Origin of the sequence: Aliikangiella marina (assembly GCF_007004765.1) — a bacterium.
GTDB classification, from domain to species: Bacteria; Pseudomonadota; Gammaproteobacteria; order Enterobacterales; family Kangiellaceae; genus Aliikangiella; species Aliikangiella marina.
On sequence record NZ_VIKR01000002.1, the window covers coordinates 182374 to 208273 of the forward strand.

At 42.9% G+C, this 25900-nt stretch carries 19 protein-coding genes and 1 riboswitch; of the genes, 8 read left to right on the forward strand and 11 right to left on the reverse strand.

The window, feature by feature from the left end:
- Positions 1-142: 142 nt before the first annotated feature.
- Genes FLL45_RS07055 through FLL45_RS07065 form a run of 3 tightly spaced genes read right to left on the reverse strand, consistent with a single transcriptional unit; the run spans position 143 to position 3779 of the window.
- Positions 143-1279 (reverse strand): hypothetical protein, encoded by a 1137-nt coding sequence (locus tag FLL45_RS07055; RefSeq protein ID WP_142941327.1) that lies wholly within the window; start codon positions 1277-1279, stop codon positions 143-145.
- Complete coding sequence (locus FLL45_RS07060) at positions 1227-2831, reverse strand: amidase (RefSeq protein WP_142941328.1); 1605 nt, start codon at positions 2829-2831, stop codon at positions 1227-1229. Before FLL45_RS07060 ends, FLL45_RS07055 begins: the two co-directional genes overlap by 53 nt.
- Positions 2832-2873: 42 nt before the next feature.
- Positions 2874-3779, reverse strand: a complete 906-nt coding sequence (locus FLL45_RS07065) for a LysR family transcriptional regulator (RefSeq protein WP_142941329.1) — start codon at positions 3777-3779, stop codon at positions 2874-2876.
- A 296-nt stretch (positions 3780-4075) separates the two neighbouring features.
- On the opposite strand from FLL45_RS07065, the gene typA reads away from it, so the two are divergent.
- The 5 genes from typA (at position 4076) to dtd (ending at position 8880) form a co-directional block, all read left to right on the forward strand.
- The gene (gene typA / locus FLL45_RS07070) at positions 4076-5899 is read left to right on the forward strand and encodes a translational GTPase TypA (protein ID WP_142941330.1); all 1824 of its coding nucleotides are present in this window, start codon (positions 4076-4078) and stop codon (positions 5897-5899) included.
- 338 nt (positions 5900-6237) lie between these two features.
- Positions 6238-6921: a hypothetical protein gene (locus FLL45_RS07075; RefSeq protein ID WP_142941331.1), complete on the forward strand. Its 684-nt coding sequence runs from the start codon at positions 6238-6240 to the stop codon at positions 6919-6921.
- A 130-nt stretch (positions 6922-7051) separates the two neighbouring features.
- The gene (locus tag FLL45_RS07080; protein ID WP_142941333.1) at positions 7052-7387 is read left to right on the forward strand and encodes a hypothetical protein; all 336 of its coding nucleotides are present in this window, start codon (positions 7052-7054) and stop codon (positions 7385-7387) included.
- Positions 7388-7493: 106 nt separating this feature from the next.
- On the forward strand, positions 7494-8471 hold the full coding sequence (gene pip / locus FLL45_RS07085) for a prolyl aminopeptidase (protein WP_142941334.1): 978 nt from the start codon (positions 7494-7496) through the stop codon (positions 8469-8471).
- On the forward strand, positions 8443-8880 hold the full coding sequence (gene dtd, locus FLL45_RS07090) for a D-aminoacyl-tRNA deacylase (RefSeq protein WP_142941335.1): 438 nt from the start codon (positions 8443-8445) through the stop codon (positions 8878-8880). The genes pip and dtd overlap by 29 nt, the downstream gene beginning before the upstream one ends.
- A gap of 98 nt (positions 8881-8978) precedes the next feature.
- Here the strand turns inward: dtd and FLL45_RS07095 are convergent, their stop codons facing one another.
- Positions 8979-9992, reverse strand: coding sequence for a hypothetical protein (locus FLL45_RS07095; protein WP_142941336.1), 1014 nt, complete (start codon positions 9990-9992; stop codon positions 8979-8981).
- A 343-nt stretch (positions 9993-10335) separates the two neighbouring features.
- A complete protein-coding gene (ggt, locus tag FLL45_RS07100; RefSeq protein ID WP_142941337.1) occupies positions 10336-12063 on the reverse strand; it encodes a gamma-glutamyltransferase in 1728 nt (575 codons plus the stop codon).
- A gap of 181 nt (positions 12064-12244) precedes the next feature.
- On the opposite strand from ggt, the gene FLL45_RS07105 reads away from it, so the two are divergent.
- Entirely contained in the window at positions 12245-15394 is a 3150-nt protein-coding gene (locus FLL45_RS07105) for an aminotransferase class I/II-fold pyridoxal phosphate-dependent enzyme (RefSeq protein WP_142941338.1), read from the forward strand.
- Between the two features lie 144 nt (positions 15395-15538).
- Here the strand turns inward: FLL45_RS07105 and FLL45_RS07110 are convergent, their stop codons facing one another.
- From FLL45_RS07110 to FLL45_RS07130, 5 genes are all read right to left on the reverse strand, one after another.
- Positions 15539-17515 carry a GGDEF domain-containing protein gene (locus FLL45_RS07110; protein ID WP_142941339.1) on the reverse strand — a complete coding sequence of 659 codons (1977 nt, stop codon included), beginning with the start codon at positions 17513-17515 and terminating at the stop codon, positions 15539-15541.
- 273 nt (positions 17516-17788) lie between these two features.
- Positions 17789-19675 (reverse strand): MFS transporter, encoded by a 1887-nt coding sequence (locus FLL45_RS07115; protein ID WP_142941340.1) that lies wholly within the window; start codon positions 19673-19675, stop codon positions 17789-17791.
- A gap of 2 nt (positions 19676-19677) precedes the next feature.
- Positions 19678-20139, reverse strand: a complete 462-nt coding sequence (locus tag FLL45_RS07120; protein ID WP_142941342.1) for a GFA family protein — start codon at positions 20137-20139, stop codon at positions 19678-19680.
- Between the two features lie 9 nt (positions 20140-20148).
- Entirely contained in the window at positions 20149-20946 is a 798-nt protein-coding gene (locus FLL45_RS07125; RefSeq protein WP_281282198.1) for an esterase/lipase family protein, read from the reverse strand.
- Positions 20855-21784, reverse strand: a complete 930-nt coding sequence (locus FLL45_RS07130; RefSeq protein ID WP_246075799.1) for a TatD family hydrolase — start codon at positions 21782-21784, stop codon at positions 20855-20857. The genes FLL45_RS07125 and FLL45_RS07130 overlap by 92 nt, the downstream gene beginning before the upstream one ends.
- 87 nt (positions 21785-21871) lie before the next feature.
- On the opposite strand from FLL45_RS07130, the gene FLL45_RS07135 reads away from it, so the two are divergent.
- Entirely contained in the window at positions 21872-24217 is a 2346-nt protein-coding gene (locus FLL45_RS07135; RefSeq protein ID WP_142941346.1) for a tetratricopeptide repeat protein, read from the forward strand.
- Between the two features lie 99 nt (positions 24218-24316).
- Positions 24317-24423, forward strand: a riboswitch (cyclic di-GMP riboswitch).
- 65 nt (positions 24424-24488) lie between these two features.
- Positions 24489-24929 carry a DUF3718 domain-containing protein gene (locus FLL45_RS07140; RefSeq protein ID WP_142941348.1) on the forward strand — a complete coding sequence of 147 codons (441 nt, stop codon included), beginning with the start codon at positions 24489-24491 and terminating at the stop codon, positions 24927-24929.
- A 126-nt stretch (positions 24930-25055) separates the two neighbouring features.
- On the opposite strand, the gene FLL45_RS07145 is transcribed toward FLL45_RS07140, so the two are convergent.
- Positions 25056-25853, reverse strand: coding sequence for a M48 family metallopeptidase (locus FLL45_RS07145; RefSeq protein ID WP_142941349.1), 798 nt, complete (start codon positions 25851-25853; stop codon positions 25056-25058).
- Positions 25854-25900: the final 47 nt, after the last annotated feature.

Sequence of the window (25900 nt, forward strand, 5' to 3'; positions counted from 1 at the left end):
GAGATATCATCAACAGAAAAATTGGAGATTAATGGCGCGCTTTCAGCGGTCAGGTATTACCAGAATCTGTAAAGCGATGAGAATGTTAATGGGAGTAATCGATAAGCCTCCTTGAAAACTCGATTGTAAATTAGGTGTTACATTAGTCTTCAAATTGAAATTCAAACCGAAAAATAATACCGGGCACAAACTCTCTTTTTATACTTTCAGGTGTGCGAAGCCAAGTTGCTTCAGGTTCTATTTCCATAAAAAACCATTTTTCAGTTAGCTGCACTCGATAGCGAATGGCTAATCGATAGGCTTCGACATCATAGCTGAAGTCAGTTGCGCCTCGCATCCCAAAATCATAGGAGACCCAGCTATTATTTTCTAGGCTCTCTACGACTGAAAAATTGTTGTACCATTCGCTCCCCAAACTACGGTCGGCATGTAAAATTGAATACTTCCAGCGGAAGAGCACTTTTTCGCTCAATATACGATCATATTCTAGTTTTACATTAACGCCTTGGCCTTCTTGTTCTCGCCAAAAAATATAATTGTAATTGACTAGGTAGTTCTTATTGTCCTGATAGATATCGTAGGTATGTTTAAGTAGCGCAAAAGAATCTAAGCTTGAGTCCAAACCTATACGCCAATCGAATCTTGACTTGTCATATTGGTCTGTTCGATAGTTAAGTGCAGCAGAGACCGATAAATCATCATCTTCAAATAATTCATCATTAGTTTGGTTAGAAAACTGATCAATATTTTCTAGCTCGTCGTCGGAAAACAGTAAACTAAGCTTTTTGTGGGTTTTGGGAAGAAAGACTTTTGCTTTAATTTTGGGTTGAAACTCTGCCCCCTTATCATCTCGCCAGCCTACAACATTAACCAACCGTAAAAAGTCGTATCGGGCGGACTCCAGCTCGCTCTGTTCGCCAAATAAGCGATCAACCCAGTTAGCAAAGCTAACTGCAGAAGAGTAGACTTTTTCTCGACTTAGGCCGGCTTTTGAGTTGTTGTTCTTTTCATTTATCGGCTCAGCGTTATCTTTTTTTTCTGATGATGAAGCGGCACGGTTAACTTGTTCAATAGCGGTTTGATGCGCTTCTTGCGCCGTAAGACTGTTGGCTAAACTTAAAAATGGAAAAGCCAGCCAAAGTGATAAACTCGCTGACTTTTTTAACTTTTTATTGCTACAAAGAGTTAGCAATAGCTTCTCTTCATCACCGCTTGATGAAAAAAACTTATAAGTTGATTTTTTCGATAGCATAACCAAAATCAAGAAGTTTTTGTTCACTCAGTGGGCCAGCGGTGAGCGATAGACCGACGGGTAAACCATGCACTTTTCCCATTGGTAGAGTTAAGTGCGGATAACCTGATACCGCAGGATAAGTGGAAAAAGAACCTCCAAAGTTATCACCATTAATCAAATCGATTTTCCATGCCGGTCCAAGGGTCGCGCTAATGATAATATCAAGATTATTATCAGTCATTAACTTATCGAGACCATCCTCGCGTGTTGCCTTGCGTATTTTGGCTAATGCATCAATATATTCTGGCTCTGTTAATGGCCCTTTTGCTTGAGATTTTATGAATACTTCTTGTTGGAAGTATTTCATTTCTTGCTGCTTATTTTGCTCGTTAAACGCAATAATCTTTTCTAAGGTTAACTGGTTTTTATCATTGGGTAACCGAGAGAGATACTGATTCAAATCATGTTTAAATTCATAGAGAAGTACTTGATAGGTATCACCGTAAAAGCCTTGATAGGGTGTCGTCGTCAAATCCTCTACCAGAATGGCTCCTTGTGATTTCAGTGATTGTTTGATGCGATCAAATGCCGCGGCAACACCTTCATGATTCATTGCTCTGGAGAATAGAACACCAATACGTTTACCTTTCAATTGAAAAGATTCGTCTGGCAGGCGGATGTTGAGGAGGCCATCCGCTAGAATTTGTGTCGCATTGTCCGCGTCATCTTTGCCCTGAATCGCTTGCAAGATAATTGCTGCGTCGGTAACTGACTTACTCATCGGCCCCGCGGTATCTTGAGTATGAGAAATTGGAACGATGCCTGTTCGAGAAACACTGCCAACGGTTGGCTTTAGGCCAACAATTCCGTTTGCTGAGGAAGGGCAGGTGATGGAGCCATTAGTTTCTGTTCCAATGGTCGCCACACTTAAATTTGCAGCAACAGCCGAACCCGATCCCGAACTTGAACCACAAGGTGAGCGCGTAACATCGTGCGGGTTTTTGGTTTGTCCACCCATTGCGCTCCAGCCAGACGAGGAACGTTCGGAGCGAATATTGGCCCACTCACTTAAATTCGTTTTTCCCAGAATTATCGCCCCTGCGGCTTTTAGTTTTTGAATAACCATTGCATCTCGATTGGTATAATTATCTTTTAAGATCAATGAGCCTGCGGTGGTTGCCATTGTTTGCGTTTCAATATTGTCCTTGACTAAAATCGGAATGCCATGCAAAGGACCTTTAAATTTACCGGTCGTAGCGAGCGCGTCGAGTTGTTTGGCAATCTCAAGGGCCTCAGGGTTAGTGGTTATTACTGCGTTCAATAGTTCATTTTTTTGCGCAATTTGTGCTAAATAAAACGCCGTTAATTGTTCGGCAGATAGCTGGCCATCGCGCATTAATTGCTGCAGTTGAGGGATAGTTGAGTTTTCGGTGATTTCAATAAGCGCAGAGAAATCTTCGTTCTGCTTGGGCGTTTCCGAGTTTTCAGGAATCGCTGTGGATTGCTCGCAACCAGAAATGACAAGATTGAGTGAAAGCAATGCTGAAAGCGATAATGTTTTAAGACTGGTAAATGATATTAAAGAGTGAGGTCCCATAGCTTTTCCGTGATTAATATTTTTCTATTGAATGTCGTTGTTTCAGTCTACACTGGCTTTATTCGCGTGAGTTTGTTTGGTTAATAAATGCATAAATCGTTGTGCGGTCTTTCCCAAATTTCTCTCGGCTCGCCATACTAAGTGCGGGGTAAATTTAAATCTTGAACCATGTTGGTAATTTACCTCCACCAGCAGATTATCAGCTAACTCTCTTTCAACCAAGTAGTACGGCATCCAACCGAACCCTAATCCTTGAAGTAAAGCCTGTTTTTTACTTTTAAAGTCACTTAAAAAGAACATGCGCTCTCCACCAAAATGCATGTGCTCGACCTCATAAAGATCTTGTTCGCTAGAATCGTGAACACTCAGCTCAATTTGCTGTTGGAGTTGGTCAATAGAAACGCTAGTGAGTGATGCAAGCGCATGATGACTCGACACACAGAGTAAACACTCTACATCGGGTAAGGGTTGCGATAAAAGTTGGGTTGACTTCTGGTATTCCTTAACCAGCATTAAATCCGCATGGTTCTTGTCAAAACGGTGTTGAACACCACCCAAATATTCCATCGTGAGTGAAATTTTGGTGGGAATATCCTCATTGATTAAGGATTGCATCGCGCTCATTATCGGTTGAATGTCGAGAATACCATCTACTACAATTTCAAAACTTGGTTCCCACTCGTGATTGAGTTGGTGAGCCAGCATTTCGATATGTTCCGCTTGAGCTAATAATCTGATTCCCTCATCAAGAATCGTTCTGCCTTCTGCTGTAAGCACAGCCCGGTATTCACTCCGATCAAATATTTCGAGATTAAGTACTTCTTCTAGTTTCTTGATTTGATAGCTGATTGCGGATTGAGCGCGGTGTAGCTGTTTAGCTGCGGCGGCAAAACTACCCTGATCGACGATGGTTTTGAGTACTCTGATGGAGTCCAAATCAAGTTTCATAAATTAATCTAAATATTGAATGGTTTAAGTAAGAATACCATAGATTTTTATAATGGAGCGAAAAGCACTTTTGGGTTGATTGGATGAGTTGGTGAGAATCCAAGTTTTGTGTTTCTTGTCGATTGAGTGACAATTAAGGCGGTCTCGCCACTCTCCTTGCAGTTCAAACCGGCAAATTCGGATAAAAAAACGCCAAAAAACGGTGCTTCGACGGGCAATACAGCGTAGAATACGCGCCTATTTTTACTACCGCTCTCTTCGTGAGCGGATTTTGCTCTTTATAGGCGGCTAGATTAGTGATTGAGAATCTAAGAAATATTGCGATTATCGCGCACGTTGACCACGGTAAAACGACCCTGGTAGATAAGTTATTACAACAGTCCGGGACGCTTGATCAGCGTGCAGAGCCAACCGAGCGGGTGATGGACTCAAATGATTTAGAGAAAGAGCGTGGTATTACCATCCTCTCAAAGAACACCGCAATCCGTTGGAACGATTATCGAATCAATATTGTAGACACTCCTGGACATGCTGACTTCGGTGGAGAAGTTGAGCGAATTATGTCGATGGTTGATTCGGTGTTATTACTTGTTGACGCTGTTGATGGACCGATGCCGCAAACACGCTTTGTGACCCAAAAAGCTTTCGCTCAAGGTCTAAAGCCGGTTGTTGTGGTTAACAAAATCGACCGGCCTGGGGCGCGTCCTGACTGGGTTATTGACCAAGTTTTCGATTTGTTTGACCAATTAGGCGCAACCGATGAGCAATTAGACTTCCCAATTATTTACGCATCAGCACTTAATGGCTATGCCTCTGAAGATGATGCTGCTCGAGATGGCGATATGACGCCTTTGTTTGAGGCAATTATCAAGCATGTTGATCATCCACAAGTCGAAGTTGAAGGCCCAACCCAAATGCAAATTACCTCGCTTGACTATTCCAGTTATGTTGGGGCGATTGGGGTCGGTCGCGTGACACGAGGAAAAATTCGTAAAAACCAACAACTCATCAGCATCGATGCAGAAGGCAAAGAGCGCCGTGTTAAAGTCGGTCAAGTATTGGGTTACATGGGATTAGAACGAACTGAAGTTGAAGAGGCAAACGCTGGGGATATTATCGCGATTACCGGGGTAGGCGAGCCGAAAATCTCAGACACACTGTGTGATCCTGACCATGTTGAAGCGCTTCCAGCTTTAACCGTGGATGAGCCAACGGTTAACATGACTTTCCAGGTTAACTCGTCACCATTTGCGGGTAAAGATGGTAAGTTTCTAACTTCACGTCAAATCCTAGAGCGTCTTGAGAAAGAGTTGATTCAAAATGTAGCGCTTCGTGTTGAGCAACTAGACGACGCGGATAAATTTAAAGTATCAGGTCGCGGTGAATTACACCTTTCGGTATTGATCGAAACGATGCGCCGGGAGGGCTTTGAGTTAGCGGTTTCTCGTCCAGAAGTTATCATGAAAGAAGTTGATGGCGTGATGATGGAACCTTATGAGAATGTCACGGTAGATATCGAAGAAGAGCACCAAGGCACTATCATGGAGAGACTGGGTGAGCGAAAAGCCGAAATGAGAGATATGCAGCTAGATGGTAAAGGCCGAGTGCGTATTGATTTTTACATTCCTTCTCGTGGGCTCATTGGTTTCCAAACGGAGTTTATGACCGCGACTTCGGGCACTGGATTAATTTACCACACCTTTGATGCCTACGGGCCTGCCCACCAAGGAGCGCTGGCTCAGCGTCATAATGGTGTCTTGATTTCAAACGGAACCGGTAAAGCACTCGGTTATGCGCTATACAACTTCCAAGAACGTGGTCGCTTATTCATTGGACACGGCGTTGAAGTCTATGAAGGTATGGTTATTGGTATCCATGCCAGAGACAATGATTTAACGGTCAACCCGCTTAAAGGTAAGCAATTAACTAACGTTCGTGCAGCGGGTACCGATGAGAATATCCAGCTAACCCCACCAATCAAAATGACGTTGGAACAAAGTCTCGAATTCATTGATGATGATGAGTTGGTTGAAGTCACACCTAATCATATTCGTATCCGTAAGCGTCACTTAACCGAGAGCGAGCGAAAAAGAGCCTCTCGAGCTCCTAAGGAAAATTAGTCACGACTGTCTAAAAGGCGGAGACTAGCCCAAAACATTCGCTGAGCGAATTTAAGCAGGCAGATAAATGAGTTTATCTGCCTGTTTTTTTTGTGCCGGGAAATTTTATTCGGCATTGATGATAGTAGCCCTAGTATCTGATTTATTTCTCCTTGACACCTGCACGCGCCTTCTCGGATTTAGCGTCGATTGTTTCTTGAAATTTGTGCTCCCTGATATCTGTATTCCCTGATATTTGCGTTACCCCATATTTGCAGTATCACTTTATTCGGCGTAACCTCGAACAATCTGGCAATGACTGAAATCGAATTTTCACCGGTTCGATGGGAGGCAGAATTGTGCGGTTTAGAGTGGTTGCGTTAAGTTTCGCGCTTGGCTTAGTCATATTGTTTGCTGGTTGTGGCGGCTCGAGTGACGACGCTGCTCAAGCGCCAGAACAGTGCTTTAGAACCAGTGTGTATTACTGTCCACAGAGTGTTTGGGGGGACCCATTCGGTATCGCGCTGGTGTTTGCTTGGTATAGTGGTCAATGTACTCGTGAGGTCGGTTGCTCTGCTGATTTACCGCAAACCGACGCGTCTCAAGGGATCATTCGCGAGGAGTTTATTGCGGCCAACTGGACTATCACTAACGCTCAAGAGAGCGAGCCCAACAATAGCTTCGACGATGCGTTACCTTTGGTCCTAAATCAGGAAACCGTATTTAGCATCACGGGGACTTTAAATGATTCTAACGATACCCGAGACACCGTTGCTGCCGGGTTCTTATCCTCAAATTTGCATGCGATTTATATTTGTCGCGGAGTGAATGATTGCTTGTTGCCTTTCTATCAAGGCAATGCGTTTCATATTGAGTTTTATGATCAAAACCAAAACTTAATTGAGAGCTCTTTTATGAATCAAACTAATAATGGGCATGAGATCACCTTTACACCTCAACCTGGACTGTATTATTTTGTTGCCATTGTGGCCGATGATACCCAGGGGGAAGATATGGCTTACGAATTGGTGATTACTGACTAAAGATTGTTCTAGCCGCATTTTGATAACTAATCCATCTGATTGGTTTATTGCTTATTTGAACCTTTTGCTTTCTAATCTCTCCAAGAAAGACCTATTATTAACAATAACCTTTCATTGGATTCGACTATTCATGATAAGAAAAATAATTCTCGCCACTTCGATTGTTGGTTTAGCTGCTTGTTCCCAAACAGGGAAGATACCGATCTTGGGCGATTTATTCGGTTACACGCCTCCGCCTGAAGAGCTCTCCATTGCGGAGGAGCTGAAGGCGGAATACGATCGTTGTATGAAAATTGGAGAAGAGGAAAATTGTGCCCAATGGGCTTTTGATATTGTTCGCAAAGTGAAAGGCTTAGAACCTAGAGCAGTCCCCAAAGGGGTTGTAATTATTCTTGAAGGCGATGGTAATGTCGGTACAAACGATGATTCAGATCAAGAAAGTAGCGAGGATGGTTCCGAGAATTAACGGAAAAACAAAGAGTTAAAAGAATCTGCGATTTTTGATAACTACCAAAAATAACGATTTATGTGCTAGGCTTAATTAACTTTTAAGAATAAGAGCGCATTAGTCGATGCAGCAACTTTATCCGGAAATCAAACCCAACGAAAAATTTCATGTGGACGTCGGCGATGGACAGCGGATTTATGTCGAAGAGTGCGGCAGTGAAGACGGCATACCGCTGGTCTATTTGCATGGTGGTCCAGGTGCAGGTTGTGAATCGACGCATCGCCGCTATTGCGACCCGGAAAAGTATCGTATTATTTTACTCGATCAGAGAGGCTGCGGTCGCTCAGAGCCGCATGCTAGTATCGAGAATAACACCACGAGTGATTTAGTGGCTGATCTAGAAGTGATCAGAGCGCATCTTAACATCAATAAATGGGTATTAATGGGCGGCAGTTGGGGAACCACTCTGGCGTTAGCCTATGCCCAGGCGCATCCAGACAAAACTATGGGGTTGATTCTGCGAGGGGTTTTTCTGGGGCGCAAAGAAGATATCGACTGGTTGTATTCAGATGGAACACGAAAAGTATTTCCCGATTATTGGAATGATTTCATCCACCCCATTCATAAAGACGATCGGGATGATTTGGTCAATGCGTTTTATAAAAAGCTGACCGGAAAAGATGAATTGGCCAGAATGGCGGCCGCGAAAGCTTGGTCTTGCTGGGAAGCCAAAGCGGCTACCCTGGAACCAAACCACAGCTTGGTTGATCACTTAGCCGCACCGCATATTGCTTTGAGTATGGCGAGAATCAGCGCGCATTATTTCGTCAATAATTGCTTCTTAGAAGAAAACCAACTGCTCGACAATGCGGATAAATTGTCGGGGATCCCGGGCATTATTGTGCACGGCCGATACGATATGATTTGTCCAGTTGAGAATGCGTGGACGCTTCAGCAGGCTTGGCCGGAGTGCGAACTTCACGTCATCAGAGATGCTGGACATTCTGCTTCTGAACCTGGAATAATTGACGGCCTTGTTAGAGCCACAAAAGAGATGCACCAGGAACTCACCCATGATTGCACTGATCCAGCGGGTAACTAGCGCTTCAGTCGTTGTTGAAAATCAAATTATCGGCGAAATTGAACAGGGCATTCTTGCCCTGATTGGTGTGCAAAAAGACGACCAACATGCCAATGCCGATCGATTGCTCGAACGTCTGGTCGGCTACCGAATCTTTGCTGATGACCAAGACAAGATGAACCTAAGTGTCACCGATGTTGGTGGCGGCCTTTTACTGGTGCCGCAATTTACACTCGCAGCCGATACAAGAAAAGGTAAACGACCCAGTTTCTCGACCGCAGCGCCACCACAAGCTGGGCAAGCGCTTTTTAGTTATTTTGTCGAGCGGGCTAAACACCAGTACCCTCATGTTGCCACCGGAGAGTTTGGCGCAGACATGAAGGTTTCATTGTGCAATGATGGTCCAGTAACTTTTTGGTTAACCGCCTAGTAATAATCGATTATTACTAGGCGGTTTCTACCGGTCAAAAACGTTGTCTCGAGAATTCGTACTCAAAATCTCACTAATACGCACGTTTAAAAACTCAATTAGTTGCTCGTGATTTTTAAGTCGCTAATTAACTGTTTAAATTCGTCAATCGATTTTGCCGCTAGCGGCGCAGGACCTGAGAGTCGCAGGAAAGTATATCGATTGGTTCCGCTTAACATCGCTATCACTATGTGGTTTTTATCGTTTTGAATGGTAAACAGGTTCCATTCTTGCGCAGACTGGCTCGTTAATTTTTCAGTCGGTAATGATTGCTCGGCAGCAATTCCGAGACGCTCTTTCCAGATACCAAGGATCGTTTCAAGGGGGACATTTGCCGGCAGTCTTAATACCGCGACTTGATAGGATTGTCCATCGATAGACTGCTCGAATGTTGCAGAAGCCATTCCTGCGCTTGCTTCCATAGCGGTCCAGTTAGAGTTCTCTGGAAGCTCGGCAAATTCGTCAAGTTTTTCTTGTTGAGGTGGTTGCGGTGCAGATTGTTGAGGAACAGGTTGGTTAAGTCTCACTAAAACCGTATTGTTGTTATCTAAAAATTTAACAAACTGTGGGGTACTTTCTGGCATATTCAGTTGGCCGCGCCAACGCTGAATATTGGACTCAACATCTTGGTTGGCACCGAGTCGAGTCACTGATACTTCTAAGCCATTGAGGTTAAAAGTTGCGATCCGCATTTGCTCGTTAGAGCCACTCAAATAGTCTTTTGGAATATGTGAAAAGTCTGGTTTGTCTGTAAACTTTAACTCGTCGACAAATAAACGATTAAACTCAACCGCTTGCTGATTAACCAAGTCAGTTTTACCGCGGGCTTTGATAAACCAGGTAGCGTCAGGCCGACGATAGATTATTGCCATAATCGACTCCAAGTTAGCGGTAGCTGGATTCGATTGCGTATTGTTTTGTGCTTGCTCTCTGGAGGCGAAAACCGTATCAATCGCTTGGCTTAAGTTCGCGACTTCTTGATCGGTAATCGGATCCGGATCGAAACGAATCAGAAACGCGACGACGGCGAATAAGGCGATAAAACTGAGTAATACGGGAAGTTTATTTTTCATTAGATTTCGCGACAGTTAGGGCAACCAATTAAACTAGCGCTAGTTTACTTTGGGGGTGAAAGTTAAACAAGTTGATGGCCGGAATAACTTACATCTTTGTGAGGCGGGTTAAAGTTTTTTCAATCGGCCCGTCAATCGTATGAACGAGTCTTTGAAGGGCAGAAAATACTCACTGGGGGAAATGCGAGTGCGATTTAAAGTATTTGGACGAGTTACTTTGGTGGAGCGAGTTAGCGAGACTTGGCAATAAACATAAAGGACCAACAACTGGGAGTCTGAATAGACAAGACGCCATTGAAAAAGAGCCCGCGCGATCATCGAGCTCTTTTTGCAATTTTAACCTTTAGTATCCCGCCGCATGGCCATCTTTACGAGATTCCGACGCGCCATAATAAACCTTGTTTTCAGCATCATACATAATAGCCTGATAACCACCATATCCGCCTCGGTCGTAGCGAACCTTGTGACCGCGGCTAATCAGCCCTTGGATCGTTTGATAGGGAATGTCGGACTCTATTGCGACCTCACCACCATCGGTGATGTATTTCGACTGGCCATCCATCGGCTCTGTTGAGCCGTAGTGCTGCCATCTAGTGGCATCACCTGCTTCCTGAAGGTTCATACCAAAATCAATTAAATTGGTAATGATTTGAACATGCCCCTGAGGTTGCATTGCACCGCCCATCAAACCAAAGCTGACCCAAGGCTTGCCATCTTTAGTGATAAAAGCGGGAATGATTGTGTGGAAGGGACGCTTACCGGGTTCATAAACGTTCGCGTGGCTTTTGTCCAACGAGAACATTTCTCCACGATCTTGAAACACGAAACCAAGCCCTGGTACAACGACACCGGAGCCCATTCCACGATAGTTACTTTGGATGAGTGACACCATGTTGCCTTCCTTATCGGCAGTTGTCAGATAAATGGTATCGCCCTCATATAAGGCAGGATTACCACTGTCCACTCGTCTTGCAGCTCTATCGCCGATGAGTTTGGCGCGCTCTTTTCCGTAAGGCTTTGAAATTAGGCCTTTTAGCGGGACTTTGTAAAAATCCATATCCGCATAAAACTTCGCACGATCTTCAAATACCAGTTTCTTCGCTTCGACCATCACGTGCAGGGTTTCTTCGCTTAGATGCCCCATGGTTTTGAGATCATACCCTTCAAGAATGTTAAGCATTTGTAGCACGGCTATTCCTTGCCCGTTGGGAGGCAGTTGGAATACATCATAACCACGATAGTTGGTTGATACCGGCTCTACCCAGGTGGAGGTATGTTCAGCGAAGTCTCGATATCTGAGATAGCCGCCGTTATCTTTCATGAACTGATCAATTTTTTTAGCAATATCGCCCTTGTAGAAGCCATCTCGACCTTCGGTGGCAAGGACTTGGAGGGTGTTGGCTAATTCGGGATTTTTGAATATTTGGCCTTTTTTGGGCGCGTTGCCATCGATCGTAAAAGTGTCTTTAAAACTGCCAGGCTGGGGAGAGAGACGAGGAACTGAGCGATTCCAATAATAGGCAATCAGTTCAGAAACCGGGAAGCCGTTATTGGCGTAGTCGATTGTTGGTTGAAGATTTTCCGCCATCGACAGCTTACCGAATTTATTATGTAATTCAAACCAACCATCAATAGCGCCAGGAACCGAGATTGGTAACATGCCTAGCGGCGGAATAGAGTCTCGGTTGAGTTTTTTAAGCTCTCTTTTAAGTTGCTTTAAACTTAGCCCTTTCGGAGAGCGTCCGCTGGCGTTTAGTCCGTATAACTTTTTGGTTTTGGCGTCCCAGACGATTGCGTATAAATCACCGCCGATGCCATTACCGGTTGGCTCCATAAGTCCAAGGGCTGCGTTAGCCGCAATCGCAGCATCGATTGCATTGCCACCCTTTTTCAAAATGTCGACACCAATTTGAGTCGCGAGTGGGTGGCTGGTTGCCACCATGCCATTTTGAGCGATAACTTCGGAGCGAGTAGCGAAGTTCTTGCCGGTAACTCTATCAACGCCTAATGCGGTAAAACTAGCGCCGAATAAGAATACCGCGGTGAAAAAGACCAGTGACGTATTTTTCATTTTCTTTGATCCTGAAGGTTAGTTATCTTTTAATAATATTGAGAATCGCGATTCTCATCAATCAAAATATTTTTCTAGGACCACTTAAAGCTTGCTAAACCTCAGACAGCGTTAAATAATGTGCACCCTGCTTAATTGCCCAGTTTGACAAGCGATAACTGTTTAATATTAAGGAACTAAAATGTCCATAATTAGCAAAGCTGACATAAAAGGATTTATTAAACAGTGTCAGCAGTCAAGTCATGAATCGTACGAACAGTTTAAGTTACTTCTTTTAGAGCTAGAGGCTCAAGATACCAGACCACGGGCGCTTCAATTCCTCAATGCGCTAGTGGCCTATGTCGATGAGGCTCAGCCGAGTAATTGCCATTTTCAACTATTAAGACAAAATATTCTCGACTACAAAGATCGGACCGTCAATTTGCGGCTGTTTCAGTTTCCGAGCACCTTTTTACCGGAAGCTTGGTCGTTTACCTTTTATGAGGGGCTTATCCGTTACCCTTCGACCGATTATTTTCAAAAACAAATGGTTGAGTTGGGGTGTGGAATCGGCTGGATTACTATCGCGTTAGCGCTCCGTTATGCGCCGCAAACCATCTTTGGCTTAGACATTAACCCCAAAGCCATCGTCTGTGCCAAACTCAATTTATTTCTTAACGCTTATGATCAGCACGGCAATCAAATGCTTGTTGCGGATGGTAGCGCACTGATCGATCGCGTTAAGTTTTATGAGTCTAACTTATTTAGTCACTTTGAAGGCGACGATAAAGTCGAATTGGACCGGATTATTGGCTGTATTCCCCAAGTTTTAAATCCCGAGCCAGAGGCTATGGAAGACTTAATCGCGGAAACATCAAGTGATGAATACCTCCATTCGTTGAGTAATTATTTTGCCAAGCAAGGGTTTATCGAAGACCAGTTTGGTTTGGGACTAATCGCAAGTGCCGTTGAGCAATCGATTCCCATTTTAAAAAGTAATGGCAAGCTCATTTTAAATTTAGGTGGGAGACCCGGTAGGAATGTCCTTGAGCGGCTAATGCAAAGGCGCGGTTTTAGAGTGCGAAGAGTATGGCAAACTCAAGTCGAACAGGCGGCAGATACTGAAATCGATGCGCTTGTCGATATCGAAAAGAGTGTTGGTCATCGGTTTGAATTTTATATGTCAGCCAACTCGGATACGCCGATCGACGCAACCACGGCATTAGAATATGCGAAAGCTGGCGGAAAAATTTATCATTCGGTTGATGTATACGAAGCTGAAATGCTTTTTCCGCAACAAGTAAAATCAATCTACAGTTCGGTTGACAAAATTGGTGGTAACGCGCTGCGGTCGGCGATCGATTTAACTTATGATAACTTTGATGACGCTGAAGAGCGTTATTCGTTTTTAGCCTTTCTTGCTGAGCAGTTGCAAAAAATCTCGTATTTTCCCTATCAGTCTACAACTGGATTAGATTATTTTAGACAACAGTTGTCCGAGTATTTTAGGTATTACTTAAGGGTTGATATTAAAGAATCGAATTTGGTTGTGACACCAGGACGAAGAGAGCTACTAGATAGCCTGCTTATTAACTATCAACCGAGTCTTGTTCTTGTTGAAAAAAGTCTCGGTCAACTGCTTGACCAGACTTCGCTAGCTTCGTCGGCTCAGTTACTTCACGTGCCAGCTAAGGTTGAGTACATTTTAGAACTCGTCGAAAAGTTAAAACCAAAGATGGTGGTGACGAGTATTAATGAATATGAAATTCAATCAAGCCACTTAATTGGTCAATTGGTCGAGTGTTGTATTCGCAATAACTGTCTGTTAATTATCGATTTGACGAACAATATTGATTTAAGTAGTCAGCCTGAGATACACGGAGTCTACCGATATCTTTCGAACAACGGTTTACCCGGTAATTTAGTCATTATGGCGGCGCTTATAAATAATCGCGTTTATCAAAATTATACGCTCAATTTTACGCTAATCAATAATTCACTGATGGTGAAAAACTTAGCTGATGCGGCTGAATTAACCTACAGTCGAACGCCATTTCTCAAACAATTATACTACGCGCATTTGTTAGAGGAGTTGTTGTATTTTCAGCGGACTCGAGCGACAGAAATTGAGTCTGTTGGAGCGCCGGGCAGCGGATATCTCTTAACGTTAAGTGAAAATGCATCAAAAGCATTCTCTCATCCGGCGATAGCAGGCAATCATTTGGGTTTTGATGATGATACCGTGCGCCTCGATTATGGTGAAAATGAACTGCCCACCCCCGAACTGCTTAAAGAATTTCTTTTTGAAAGTTATTTAGTCAGAAAATACCTACCCGAAGAGGTATCAGCGGATGATCCGCTACGACGAGTTTTGGCAAGACGTTTTAAGATCCCTAAAAACCTCTACTCGAAAATTGTTTATGGAAATGGAGTTGCGCCAATTTACGCGGCTTTGCTGAAACTGTGTATTAAAGAAGGTAAACAAATTATTATCCCTTCTGGTAGTTATGGCTATTTTAAGGCTGCAGCAGAGTATGAAAAGTTATCCTATATCGAATTAAAAACGCAAGAGTCCGCTCTTTTTAAAATTACGCCTGAGTTATTGCGGGAATGTTTAGCACGCAATCCAGGGAGTTGGTTGCTGCTGAATGCACCGATTATTAATCCCACCGGGGTCATTTATAATCAAAGTGAATTGAGCGAATTAATTGCCATTGCGACTGAATATGACTCAACGGTTATTGTTGACTGTATTTTTTCAGGATTAGAATTTGAAGCTGACTTGAGTTGGGATTTATCGGAAAACATCGAAGCGATAAGTCGCACCAAACAATCTAGATTGGTATTAATGGGCGGGCTCTCAAAAGAGTTTTCGGCAGGCGGAATTCGATTTGGCTATAGTTGGTCGACGTCAAAGCGGCTCTTGTTAGCCCTGGAAACAGAAATTCCGCATTCACCCCACTTTACCTTGGGCTATGCTGCAAGAAAGCTCATTTCTGCACAGTTAACTCATGACAAAGAGTTGATACAGCATCTTCAGCACCAAAGAGAGACACTCAAGAAACGAGCGAGATTGCTAACTGAGGTGCTCGAGAATAATGGATGGCAGGTGATACCACCGCAAGGTGGATTGTTTTTAGTAGCAAAACCACAACGCTTAATCGAAAAACAAAAGCTGGATCTGGTCACTGCGGGAGATACTATCACTCAGAAATTGTTCGAGGAGAAGAATCTGGTTATCAATAATTCGACTTGGACTGGTTTACCCGGATATTGCCGGTTTGTGTTATCAGGAAATGACAGTGATTTTGCGGAATCCGTAAAACGCTTGCGAGAATTTCATCTTGGCTAAGTATTAATGCAAAGTGAAGTATTCAACGCTTAATGAGTTAGAAAATGAATTAGATATTGAATTAGATATTGAACTCTCAATTGATTGCTATAGTTGGCGGGATTTTAGATTTGTATCAGTGTTGAATGCGCTTGCCTATATTCATTAAAAAGAAGTACTAATAGTAACTTTACCAGCATCAATAGAGTCTTGTAGTTTATCTTTCAAGATCGTTTCTAGCGCTGCGAGAGAGTCTACGGAATGATTGTCGATAACAACCCAACAGTTTCTGTGTTGTTGTTTGCCATAGTACAATGCTGCGTCCGCTAAGCTGATCAATCGAGTCCAAGGCGGTTTATTTTCAGTTTCGATAAAAGGATATTTTGCAACACCAATTGTGCAGGTGACTTTGATAGATTTTTCACCACCGCACTCAAACGGCGAACTATTGATAGTCTGTAGAATTCGTTCGGCGATCTGATTGGCCCGCTGGTTAGAATCAAGGCGTGCGACCAAGACAAATTCTTCACCGCCCCAGCGAACAAATAAATCAGAATCACGGATCGTTTGATTAATACGGTCACTAAAAATTTTGAGGACTTTATCGCCGACTTGATGCCCATAGGTATCATTAATCGCCTTGAAATGATCGATATCGAAAATAAAAATACCAAGGTTATGGTTGATATTTGACTTGTGGGCACGATTGGTGAAAGCTATTTCTCTATCGATTTGCTGTTCTAGTAATCGCCGGTTGCCTAATTTAGTCAGCGAGTCTCGAGTACTCATTTGTTCGAATTGTTCGGCCAATTGCTTCTTTTGTCTTAACTGTGAGCGAATCAATAATATGAAACTCAAAAGTACGATAAAAAGTGCAGCAAAAAATCGTTGTCGATTAGTATGCGCATTTTCTCTTTCTTGTTGTAGCTGCGTTTGTTGTTCAAGGACGATAGTTTTAAGCTCTGATTCTCTTTGTAACCTTTTTAGTTCGGTTGATGAGGCAGCTTGAGCACCCCGTTTCTTGAGTTGCGGTTCAATCTTATTTAAATAAAGTTCACTGAGTTTTTTTAGACCAACAAACTGAATGTCTGGTTCTTGAAACTGAGAGAGTCTTTTATAAACATCGAGTTGAACTTCCACCGTTGTCGAAGGATCAAGATTTAAACAACTGGTTAAAGGTTGGTTGTTGAGCCAATGTCGTTTTGCTAATTGGCGATAGCAGTTTAAATATAATTCAATCACCGGTTGGTTATCTTTTTGATCACCAATTTTTTCGATTAGCTGCTTGGCTAAATCATAATCAGAAAGTTCTGCTGCAGCGAGCGCGGCGAAACTTAAAGCGCTAATTGAATAGGCATTTTTCTCTGAATAGACTGATTCGAAACTGTTGATTGCCGCAGAATAATCATACAGGTGGAGCGCATAAGCAATTCCGGTATTAAAGTGAGTTAAAAAAATATTATCTTTAAGAAATTCAATCGTTTGTGGGTCAACTTCATTCTCAAGTGCATCGGTACTTTGTTGTCGTACCTTGGCAAGCAATTCAATTCCTTTATTAACATAGTTACTATCGCCATGCACGATATAATTAGTCGCGCTATCCATCATGATAGTGTTGAGTAGTACGATATCGTCCGATGGCGCAATCGCAAGAGCCGCCTCGTAATTTTGATAGGTGCCCGCAATATCGCCATTTTGCGACTGTCGCCAAGCAAGATCGGAAAGCAAAGTTGCTTGTATGCTAGGAGAACCAAACTGCTTGGCTTCGTGAATTAAGTCGAGCATTTTAAGTAAAAAGTCATCGTAGTTCGGATTTTCGATTTCGATACAATTTTCACGATAGTAAAAATCTTCACGTAACGGTAGAGTGCTACTACAAACTTGTCTGGCTAGTTCGTCTTTTTGTAACCAGTAAAATTCATAAAAGCGTTGGCGATTGAGCCGGTAGCTTGTTGCCGTTTCAGGCGCTTTTTCTGCTTCATGTTTTAGCCACACGAGTCGGTCTTCAGGCTTAAGATCAAAATAACTGTCTGGAAGCGGAGGAAGGCTTTGAAAGTCTTCATAAGTCACCTCCGCAAGGACAGGTAATGGGACGCCCGCCACTTGGAAAATTAAAGCAAATATGAAGACTCTTATGACCATCTAAAGTAGTTCACTTTTTCAGGAAAATCATTAGTCTTAAAATTATAGGCTATTCTCTGGATATTGCTGAGTTAACGACAATATTCCACCGTGACCAGAAGGGGGTGAACGACGGAGTTAATTCGACCCGGCAGGGATCTGCACAAACGGGAATCCAATTACCAGAGAGCAATGAGCGGTGTTCAAACCAAGTTCCTGGAACGAGTCACAGCGTATTTTAAACAACGAATAGATTTCCATTTTGCCGATCGACCTTTATGTATAGGTCTCAGCCTATCTCGCGCTAGCTTTAAGTTCTGCAACCTTTTGCTGCAGTAATGGTGCAGTTACGTCTTCTGGATTCACCGGCTCTCCAGCGACTAAATGAACTTTGGCCATAAATTTTTTCGGTAAACCTTTCATCGCAGTGCCGTTTATTCGGCTAAACCAGGTCCCCCAAAGCCCTTCAAGCGCAAGCGGGTAAACGGGCACTGGAGTGCGCTGAATAATCTTTTCAATGCCGGGTTTAAATTCACCGATCTCGCCGTCAGGTGTTAATTTACCTTCTGGAAATATACAGACGACTTTGCCGGCTTCTAATTCTTCGGCGATTTTATCAAACGCACTTTGCATTAACGCTTCATCTTCGTGAGCGGGCGAAATTGGAATTGCATTCGCCATTTTAAAGAATGCACCGATAATCGGGGCTTTGAAAATCTTGTGGTACATCACGAATCGAATGTTACGTTTACAATAGCCGGCAATAATCAACGCATCGATAAAACTAACATGATTACATACTAAAACTGCGGCGCCATGTTTTGGTATTAACTGGAGATTAGCGTTACGAATTCGATAGATTGTGTTAACCAGTAACCAAGTAATAAAGCGGAATATAAATTCTGGGGCTTTAAAGAAAATATAAATTGCGACCAGAATATTGATGGCCGAAGTGATTGCGAATAATTGGGGAATTGTAAAGCCGGCTTGCAGAATTATAATGGCATAAACGCCAGAGATAACCATAAAGAGCGCATTCATTATGTTAAGCCCTGCAAACAGTCGAGACATATGCGCTTTATTACCAATCTGTTGAATCATCGCATAAAGAGGGACAGTAAACAGGCCCCCGAACATGCCAATGAATGTCGCGTCTGTTAGCACTCGCCAAGCGCCTGGCTGTTGGAGAAATTCAAGGTATCCGTAGATAGGTTCAAGTCCGGAATTTTGATTTGCGAGGTATAAATCATAGCTAAAAACACTGAGTCCAATTGCTCCGATAGGAACAAGTCCTGCTTCCACTCTACCTGCGGATAGCTTCTCGCAGATCATCGCGCCGATTCCAATGCCTAAGGAAAATGCCGTTAAAAATAAGGTGGCGACAGATTCTGAACCAGCGAGGGTTCCTTTGGTGTAGTTTGGTATCTGTGCAAGGAAAACTGCACCATAGAACCAAAACCATGAAATACCAAGAATACACAAAAAAACGGTTTTATCGTTTCGAGTAAATTTGAGATTGCGGTAGCTTTCGGTCACGATATTCCAATTGACTTTCAGGGTTGGATCGACTGCGGGTGTTTCGGGAATTTTGCGACTAAACGCGTAACCTGCGATAGCGACGAATATGATGGTTATCGATATGGCCACCAGATTGTATTGCTCTAGCGCGATAAGTACTCCGCCAATGATTGTTCCGAATAGAATCGCAAGAAAAGTGCCTGATTCGACTAACGCATTTCCACCAACAAGTTCATCGGTGTGTAAATGTTGTGGTAAGTAGCCAAATTTTAAAGGACCAAAGATGGCCGACTGAAACCCCATCAAAAATAAAACAAATAATAACCAATAAGTATTATCGAGATAAAAGCCAATTACCGCGAGAGCCATAATAACAATCTCTGCTTTTTTAATATAACGCATTGTTCGAGATTTCTCGTACTTATCGGCTAATTGACCGGCTATTGCGGAGAACAAAAAGAAGGGCAATATAAAAAGAATTGCTGCCAAGTTAACGAGAATTCCCGCGTCCAAACCTAACTTGGTTGCAGTTGTATAGGTTATTAGAATGACCAGGGCATTTTTAAATACATTGTCATTAAGCGCGCCAAGAGCTTGAGTAATAAAAAAAGGCAAGTAGCGTTTTTCTCGCAGCAGATCAAACTGGTTGTGCTCGTGTGACATCGTTACTCTCCACTCGGTACTGGGATATTGATCGGGGTGAAGCCATCGGGTCCGCCATATTTATCAAGCTCATCATGTAGCTTTAAGTAATCCACATGTCGATCATAAAAAACGTGTAACTGAGGTTTTTGTAAAATATCCTCTCTGCAGGATTCTCGGGTAATATGGATTTCATCGGGCCAGTTTTCACCGAGAAAAAATAAAGGGGTACCGCAGTGAATACAATGTCCCCGCTGTGCTTTAGCGGACGAATCAAACCATGCCACATCTTGTTCGCCCTTGAGATAGCCAAAGTTATTTTTATCAACCCCAAACCAGGTAACGAAAGCGGCTCCCTGAATATGCCGGCACTGGGTACAGTGACAATGAGCACACCATTTGACCGGAAGCTGAACCTGGTATTCGATGCGCCCGCAATAACATCCACCGTTTACAGATTTGTTTTCAATCGCATTTTGTTCCATAAGTCGCTCCTATTCGAGTCGCTCCGACATTATTGGTTTGTATTTGTCGGTAAATCGGCCAAATTCGATAAAATGTGTTACTTGCTCAATTAGGTCACTATCCCATGTCATAAAGGAATGGTGCAACGGCATCACGATAAAGTCGGTCATATTGCTACACTGGGTATTAGATAATTCTACTACACCATCACCGGGGGCATCACCTGTCGCCTTTTTATAATACCAGCTAACCGGAATGACCAGGCTGAATTTAACATTACCAGCAATGATGCCTGTCTCGATTTCTGGTTCTGGGAGATTTTCGAGTAGCTGACTTTTGGGAGTTAAATCGGCTGTAACTTTAGGAACAAAATATTTAAGCCACCGGTGAGACAACATGAACGTAGCGGTGTTAGTTCCTTGATTAGGCGTACCGAGCATCACACATCGTCCGATATCCCACGATTTGTGACGGGCGAGCAATCCTCTAATCAATATCCCGCCAAATGAATGGCCAACAAAGTGAACTGGTAAATTTGGATCGAGCCATTGACTGACTTGAAGCTCGATTTTGTCGAGTATTTGTTGGTAATTATTTAAAACCGCTTTGTAGCCGATATTTAATATTCTGAGGTTCCTTTGGGATAAATGACGGGCTAATTTAGCCATACTTCGTGGCGTGCGAGCTAAGCCATGAAGTAAGATAACTTGTGCATTGTATTTCGGTTTTTGTTGCTTAATGAGCCGACTCCAAACGAAACAAACGACAACTATTTTGATAGCTGACAGTTGATAATTGGGCAAGCGTTTGACCTCTAGCCTGAGCAACTTTTGCCGCGATGTGGGGTAAGAATTTAGGCTCGTTTCGACCACCTTTGGGTTTTGGTTTTAAGTTTCTCGGGGTCAAGTAAGGACCATCGGTTTCCAGCAGGATTCGGTCATCCGGGATTAGGTGGACATTTTCTAGTAGTTCGAGGCCTCTTCTTTCATCACATATCCAGCCTGTAATGCCAATATACAGGCCCATATCGAGGTAAGCTTGCATATGTTCTTTGCTGCCAGTGAAACAATGAGCAACTCCCCCCGGTATTTTCGGCAAATATTTTTGCAGCAGAGATTGCTGGGTGTCGAAGGCATCTCTCTCATGGAGGAATAACGGTTTTTGGACATCTGTAGCGAGTTCTAGTTGAGCGGTAAAAGCCGCTATTTGCTCCTCAGGTGTCGAGAAGTTACGATTGAAATCTAAGCCGCACTCGCCAACCGCGACGACGTTGGGCAACTCGAGTAGTGTTTTGAGTACTTGTAAACCCGATTCATTCAAACTACTTGAATCATGTGGGTGGCAACCCGCTGTAGCATATAAATGAGTCGGTTGAGATTGCGCTATCTTGCTGGCGGCCTGGCTTTCTTTAACATTAGTGCCCGTTATGATGAGTTTGGTCACCCCGCCAGCGATTGCGCTAGTGACAACACTATCGCGATCTTTATCATACCTTTTATTGGTCAGATTTATGCCGATATCGACCCACTGATGTGTCATATTTGCCATTTCCTCATGGTCACTTTTCTGTAACTTTTCACGCTTATCGCCAACTGAGTCAGCTGCTAACGACAATAGTAGGCTTGTTGCTTCTACAATTGCAAAGAAATGTGGCCCCTTAGGCATAGAGATTATTTTGATAAGTTTCAAATACTTGTATACTAGCAGCAGAAAATAGACTCGGAAGGTAGGGTCTTTTAGGGAAGAAAACAAATGAAGCAAGAGCAATCGCTGATAAAAACATTACTGCAACGCCGAGTGCCTCAGATACTTGGACTTTATATTGCTGCGACCTGGATGATGATCGAGATTGGCGATTGGATGGTCGATCGGTTCAATTTGATGCCGGAAATTACTTCGTATATTTTCATTGGGATGGTTTTCTTCGTACCTTCAGTCTGTTATCTCGCCTATCAGTACGGTCAGCCAGGTCGTGATCCTTGGAAAAAGCCCACCTTTTTTGTTGTTCCGACTAATTTGATTATCGCAATTGGAGCGATGTTCTACTTTGTAAATCCGGTTGTTGCGACGGAAACGAAATTAGTGGTTGATGAAACCGGGGTGCAACGAACCTTTGAGGTCGCCAAGCAAGGCTACCGAAAACAGGTGGTTGGGTTTTTCTGGCGAAATCAGAGTCAAAGTTCAGAAGAGGACTGGTTGCAATATGGACTACCTTGGTTGTTGAACAAAGACCTTAATCGCAGTTTATTTATTTCTGGTTATACCCCATTCGATGATTACCAATTGTTTGCTGACTTTAAAGCAGCAGGATTTACCAATGGGCTTCGAATTCCTAAGTCATTGCAACTCAAGATCGCTAGAGATAATTTTGATCAGTATGTATTGAATGGCTTTTATAAAGTGAACGCTGGCATCTACGAGCTCACTTTAGAGATCTATCAAGCCAAATCAGGCGAAAAAATTGCGACTCATAGTGTTAAGGGCGACAACTATTTGCTGTTGATTGACGAGCTGACAAATGCAGTAAAAGATACTTTTGAAGTTCCGGATACCCTAGAGGATCGCACCAGTGATTTACCGGTGGCGGAACATATTAGCGAGTCGCTAGAGGCGATTCAAAAAAGGGTGGAATCGAACGTAAAGATTTTTGTCGAAAACAATTATCCGGCTGCAAAAAAGTTATTAGAAGAAGCCGTGGCTCTTGATTTTAGTTTTGCCGACGCCTATGCAAGGTTGGCACAAGTCAACCAAATGATGGGGAGTGGTATTGAGGCCGCACGTGCGCTTTCTGAGGCGATGAAACATGAATATAAGTTTACGCCACAAGATCAATTTCGTTATAAAGCGATGGCTTATGGACTGAGAGGAGAGTATGGCAACCAAATTAAAGTCTTCGATATGTGGATTGAAATTGAGCCAGAAAATGTTGAGGCTCGCGAAGCTTCAGCAAATTTGCTCCTGATAACGGGACTCGATCCAGAAAAAGCGTTGTTGCATTTATTAAAGTTAAGAGAATTAAAGCCACAAGATTATTCTATTCTCAAAAATCTGGCGAATTTGTTTCTTTTGAGTAATCGACTTGATAAAGCGATTGAAAGTTTGCTTGAGTATGATCGATTACAACCCAATGATACAGGCGCACTCAATCAATTAGCTGAAATTTATCAACGAGACGGAAAGTTTGCAGAAGCCAATGCGATTATAGATAAAGTTTTACTGCTTGAGCGCAATAATGGCACTGCGGCTTTGTTGCGCGCGAAAGTAGATTTTAAATTGGGCAACTTTCAGGCTGCGGAAGATTACTTAAATCGCTTGTTAGTAGAGTCTCCTTCTTCTCCAGAGAAATTTGTCATACTGGGCGGATTACTAAGGCACCATTCCTATCTTGGTCAAATGGAGAGAGCCCTTGAGCTAGTCGAAGAAATGAAGTTGCATATGAGTCACTTACCGCCTTTGTTGCAAATATTCCGAGTTAAATTCCCAAAGAGTTTTTACTTAGCGAACATTGGACGGTTTGATGAAGGCCTTGTAGAGTTGGCGCAAGTTAAAAGCCAATTGCAACCACCCGTTGATGGGATAATTGACGTCGGTTATTTAAATCTTTATGTGATCAAAGAGGATACTCAAAAAGTAGAGGAGTACTTGCAAATTATCCAAGCCTATTTGGAAGAATATCCCAATCCACTTTTCAATAGTATCTTAGAATCTTCGAAAGGCGAACTTGCTGAATTAAACCAGAATTATCAGCTCGCCCAAGAGCTACATGAAAGAGCCTTAAAATTTGTGTTAGGCAACGTCGTCAATTCACAAGATGAGGATGCCGTTCTGATGCAAAAGGTGAAACTCGCTAGAGTACAAGTGAAGACGGGTCAAACGAGTCAAGCTTATGAGTTACTTGAGGAAGTTATCGTTCAACATCCCAGTTTCCCGCAAGCACATGTGACGCTAGCGGAGTATCATTTATCGGTGGGAGAAATCGATAAGGCTGAACAGGCATTGCAAAAAGTCGCGGTAATTTGGGGTAACGCCGATCGTGAATATCGAGACTTTAAACACTATCTCCAGGTAAAAGAGCGCCTTGTAAGCCGCCAGCAATAAGGGATTGTTGGTTTTTTACACTGTGTTTACATTCGTTTTACAAAATTATTGTTGAAATTGCTTGTAATTTAATCAAATTTCGTTAGAATTCGCCCCGCTTCTAGATAAGGGCAACCTTTTACGAAAGTTAAAGGGCGCAAAACTACCGGCCTAACCACCAGTAATGTTATTCAGACACATTGGTACAAGGCAGCGGGGTTACCATGAAGAGTCAATGTACCTTCCGTATGCTCTTATCTCCTATTGAAAAACTTTTTAGGAGACATCCACAGTGAAAAACTTGTTTGCCTTCGCAATTGTTGCGACGTGTTTATTGTTTGTACCATCGGCAAAAGCTTCTGTTAACATTGCTAACTTAGATCGTTTATCTGCTTCTGTTTGTGAATTTGTCAAAAGCAATAATCGCTCAGCATTGAGAAAAAAACTTAAATCATCAAACTTAAATTTGCGTAAAGTCTATGATGGTCTTGTCTGTCAACCAGAAGGCGACTTTAGTGGTGGTAGTTTGCTAAGAGCTGCATCGTTCTATGGTTCTACCGATATTTCAAAATTTCTAATTCGCAAGATTAAGAAAGAGCATATCACAGCCAAAGAGCATGATGGTCAGTCGGTTGTTGAATGGTCGGAAAGCGCATTAGCGGCTGGGGGTGTTAAAGACACTTCAAAAACTCAAGCGATCCTCGACGAAATCAAATCAAAAATCGCTTCGTAATTTATTCTGCAGGTCCCAAGGTCACAATCTGCATCAAGCGGTTGATTGTTAGATTGTGACTTTGGCATTTCTAAACTAAGTTTTAACTCTTTTGTATTTCGCTTGTTCTTTATTTTCTCCAGAGCCTTACTGACCTTTTGCCGCTTGATAGTATGGCATCATTAGCGGGATCATTTTTTTAAGTTTTTCTTGGCGGTTTTCAGGGGAAGGATGTGTACTCAGAAACTCGAAGCCTCCACTCCCACTATTTTTTGCCATTTTTTGCCATAAAGTTACTGCTGCATTCGGATCAAATCCTGCTTTAGCGGCTAGCTCTATACCGACTTTATCCGCATCTTTTTCGCCTTGTCGGCTATTAGGTAACGTGAGTGCGACTTGGGCTGCGGCATTGGCTAATGCCATCCCTTGCTCACCAGCATCAATTGACTTTTGCAGTAGCGATAGTGCCATATTATTAGCCATGGCGAGTGACATGCGTTCCGCTGAGTGATTGAGTAAAGCATGCGAAATTTCATGTCCCATTACCTGAGCAATTTCATCGTCGGTTGCATTCAGTTTGTTAATTAAGCCTGTGTAGATAGCCATTTTCCCGCCAGCCATACACCAAGCATTAACCGTGTTTGGTTCATCAATAACTTTAACACTCCATGCCCAGTCTTTAGTTTCAGGACGCTTTTTTATGGCTTCTTGAATTAGTTTGTCGGTGATGCGATTGACGCGCTGAACCATTTTAGGATTGTTGTCGACTTTGCCTGCTTGTTGGAGCGGACTTAGAGTGTCTACGTAAGCCTGTTTCGAAGCTTCAATAGCACTTGATTCCGTAACCAGCATAAACTGAGTTCTTCCCGCAAGGTTTTTTTGACATGCGGTCAAGGTTGTCAATGCAATTGTAAGAAAGATGACAATTAGCGAATAGTGTTTCATGAGGATATTCCGTTATAAAGGTGTGAAAGCATTAAGCATTAATATGA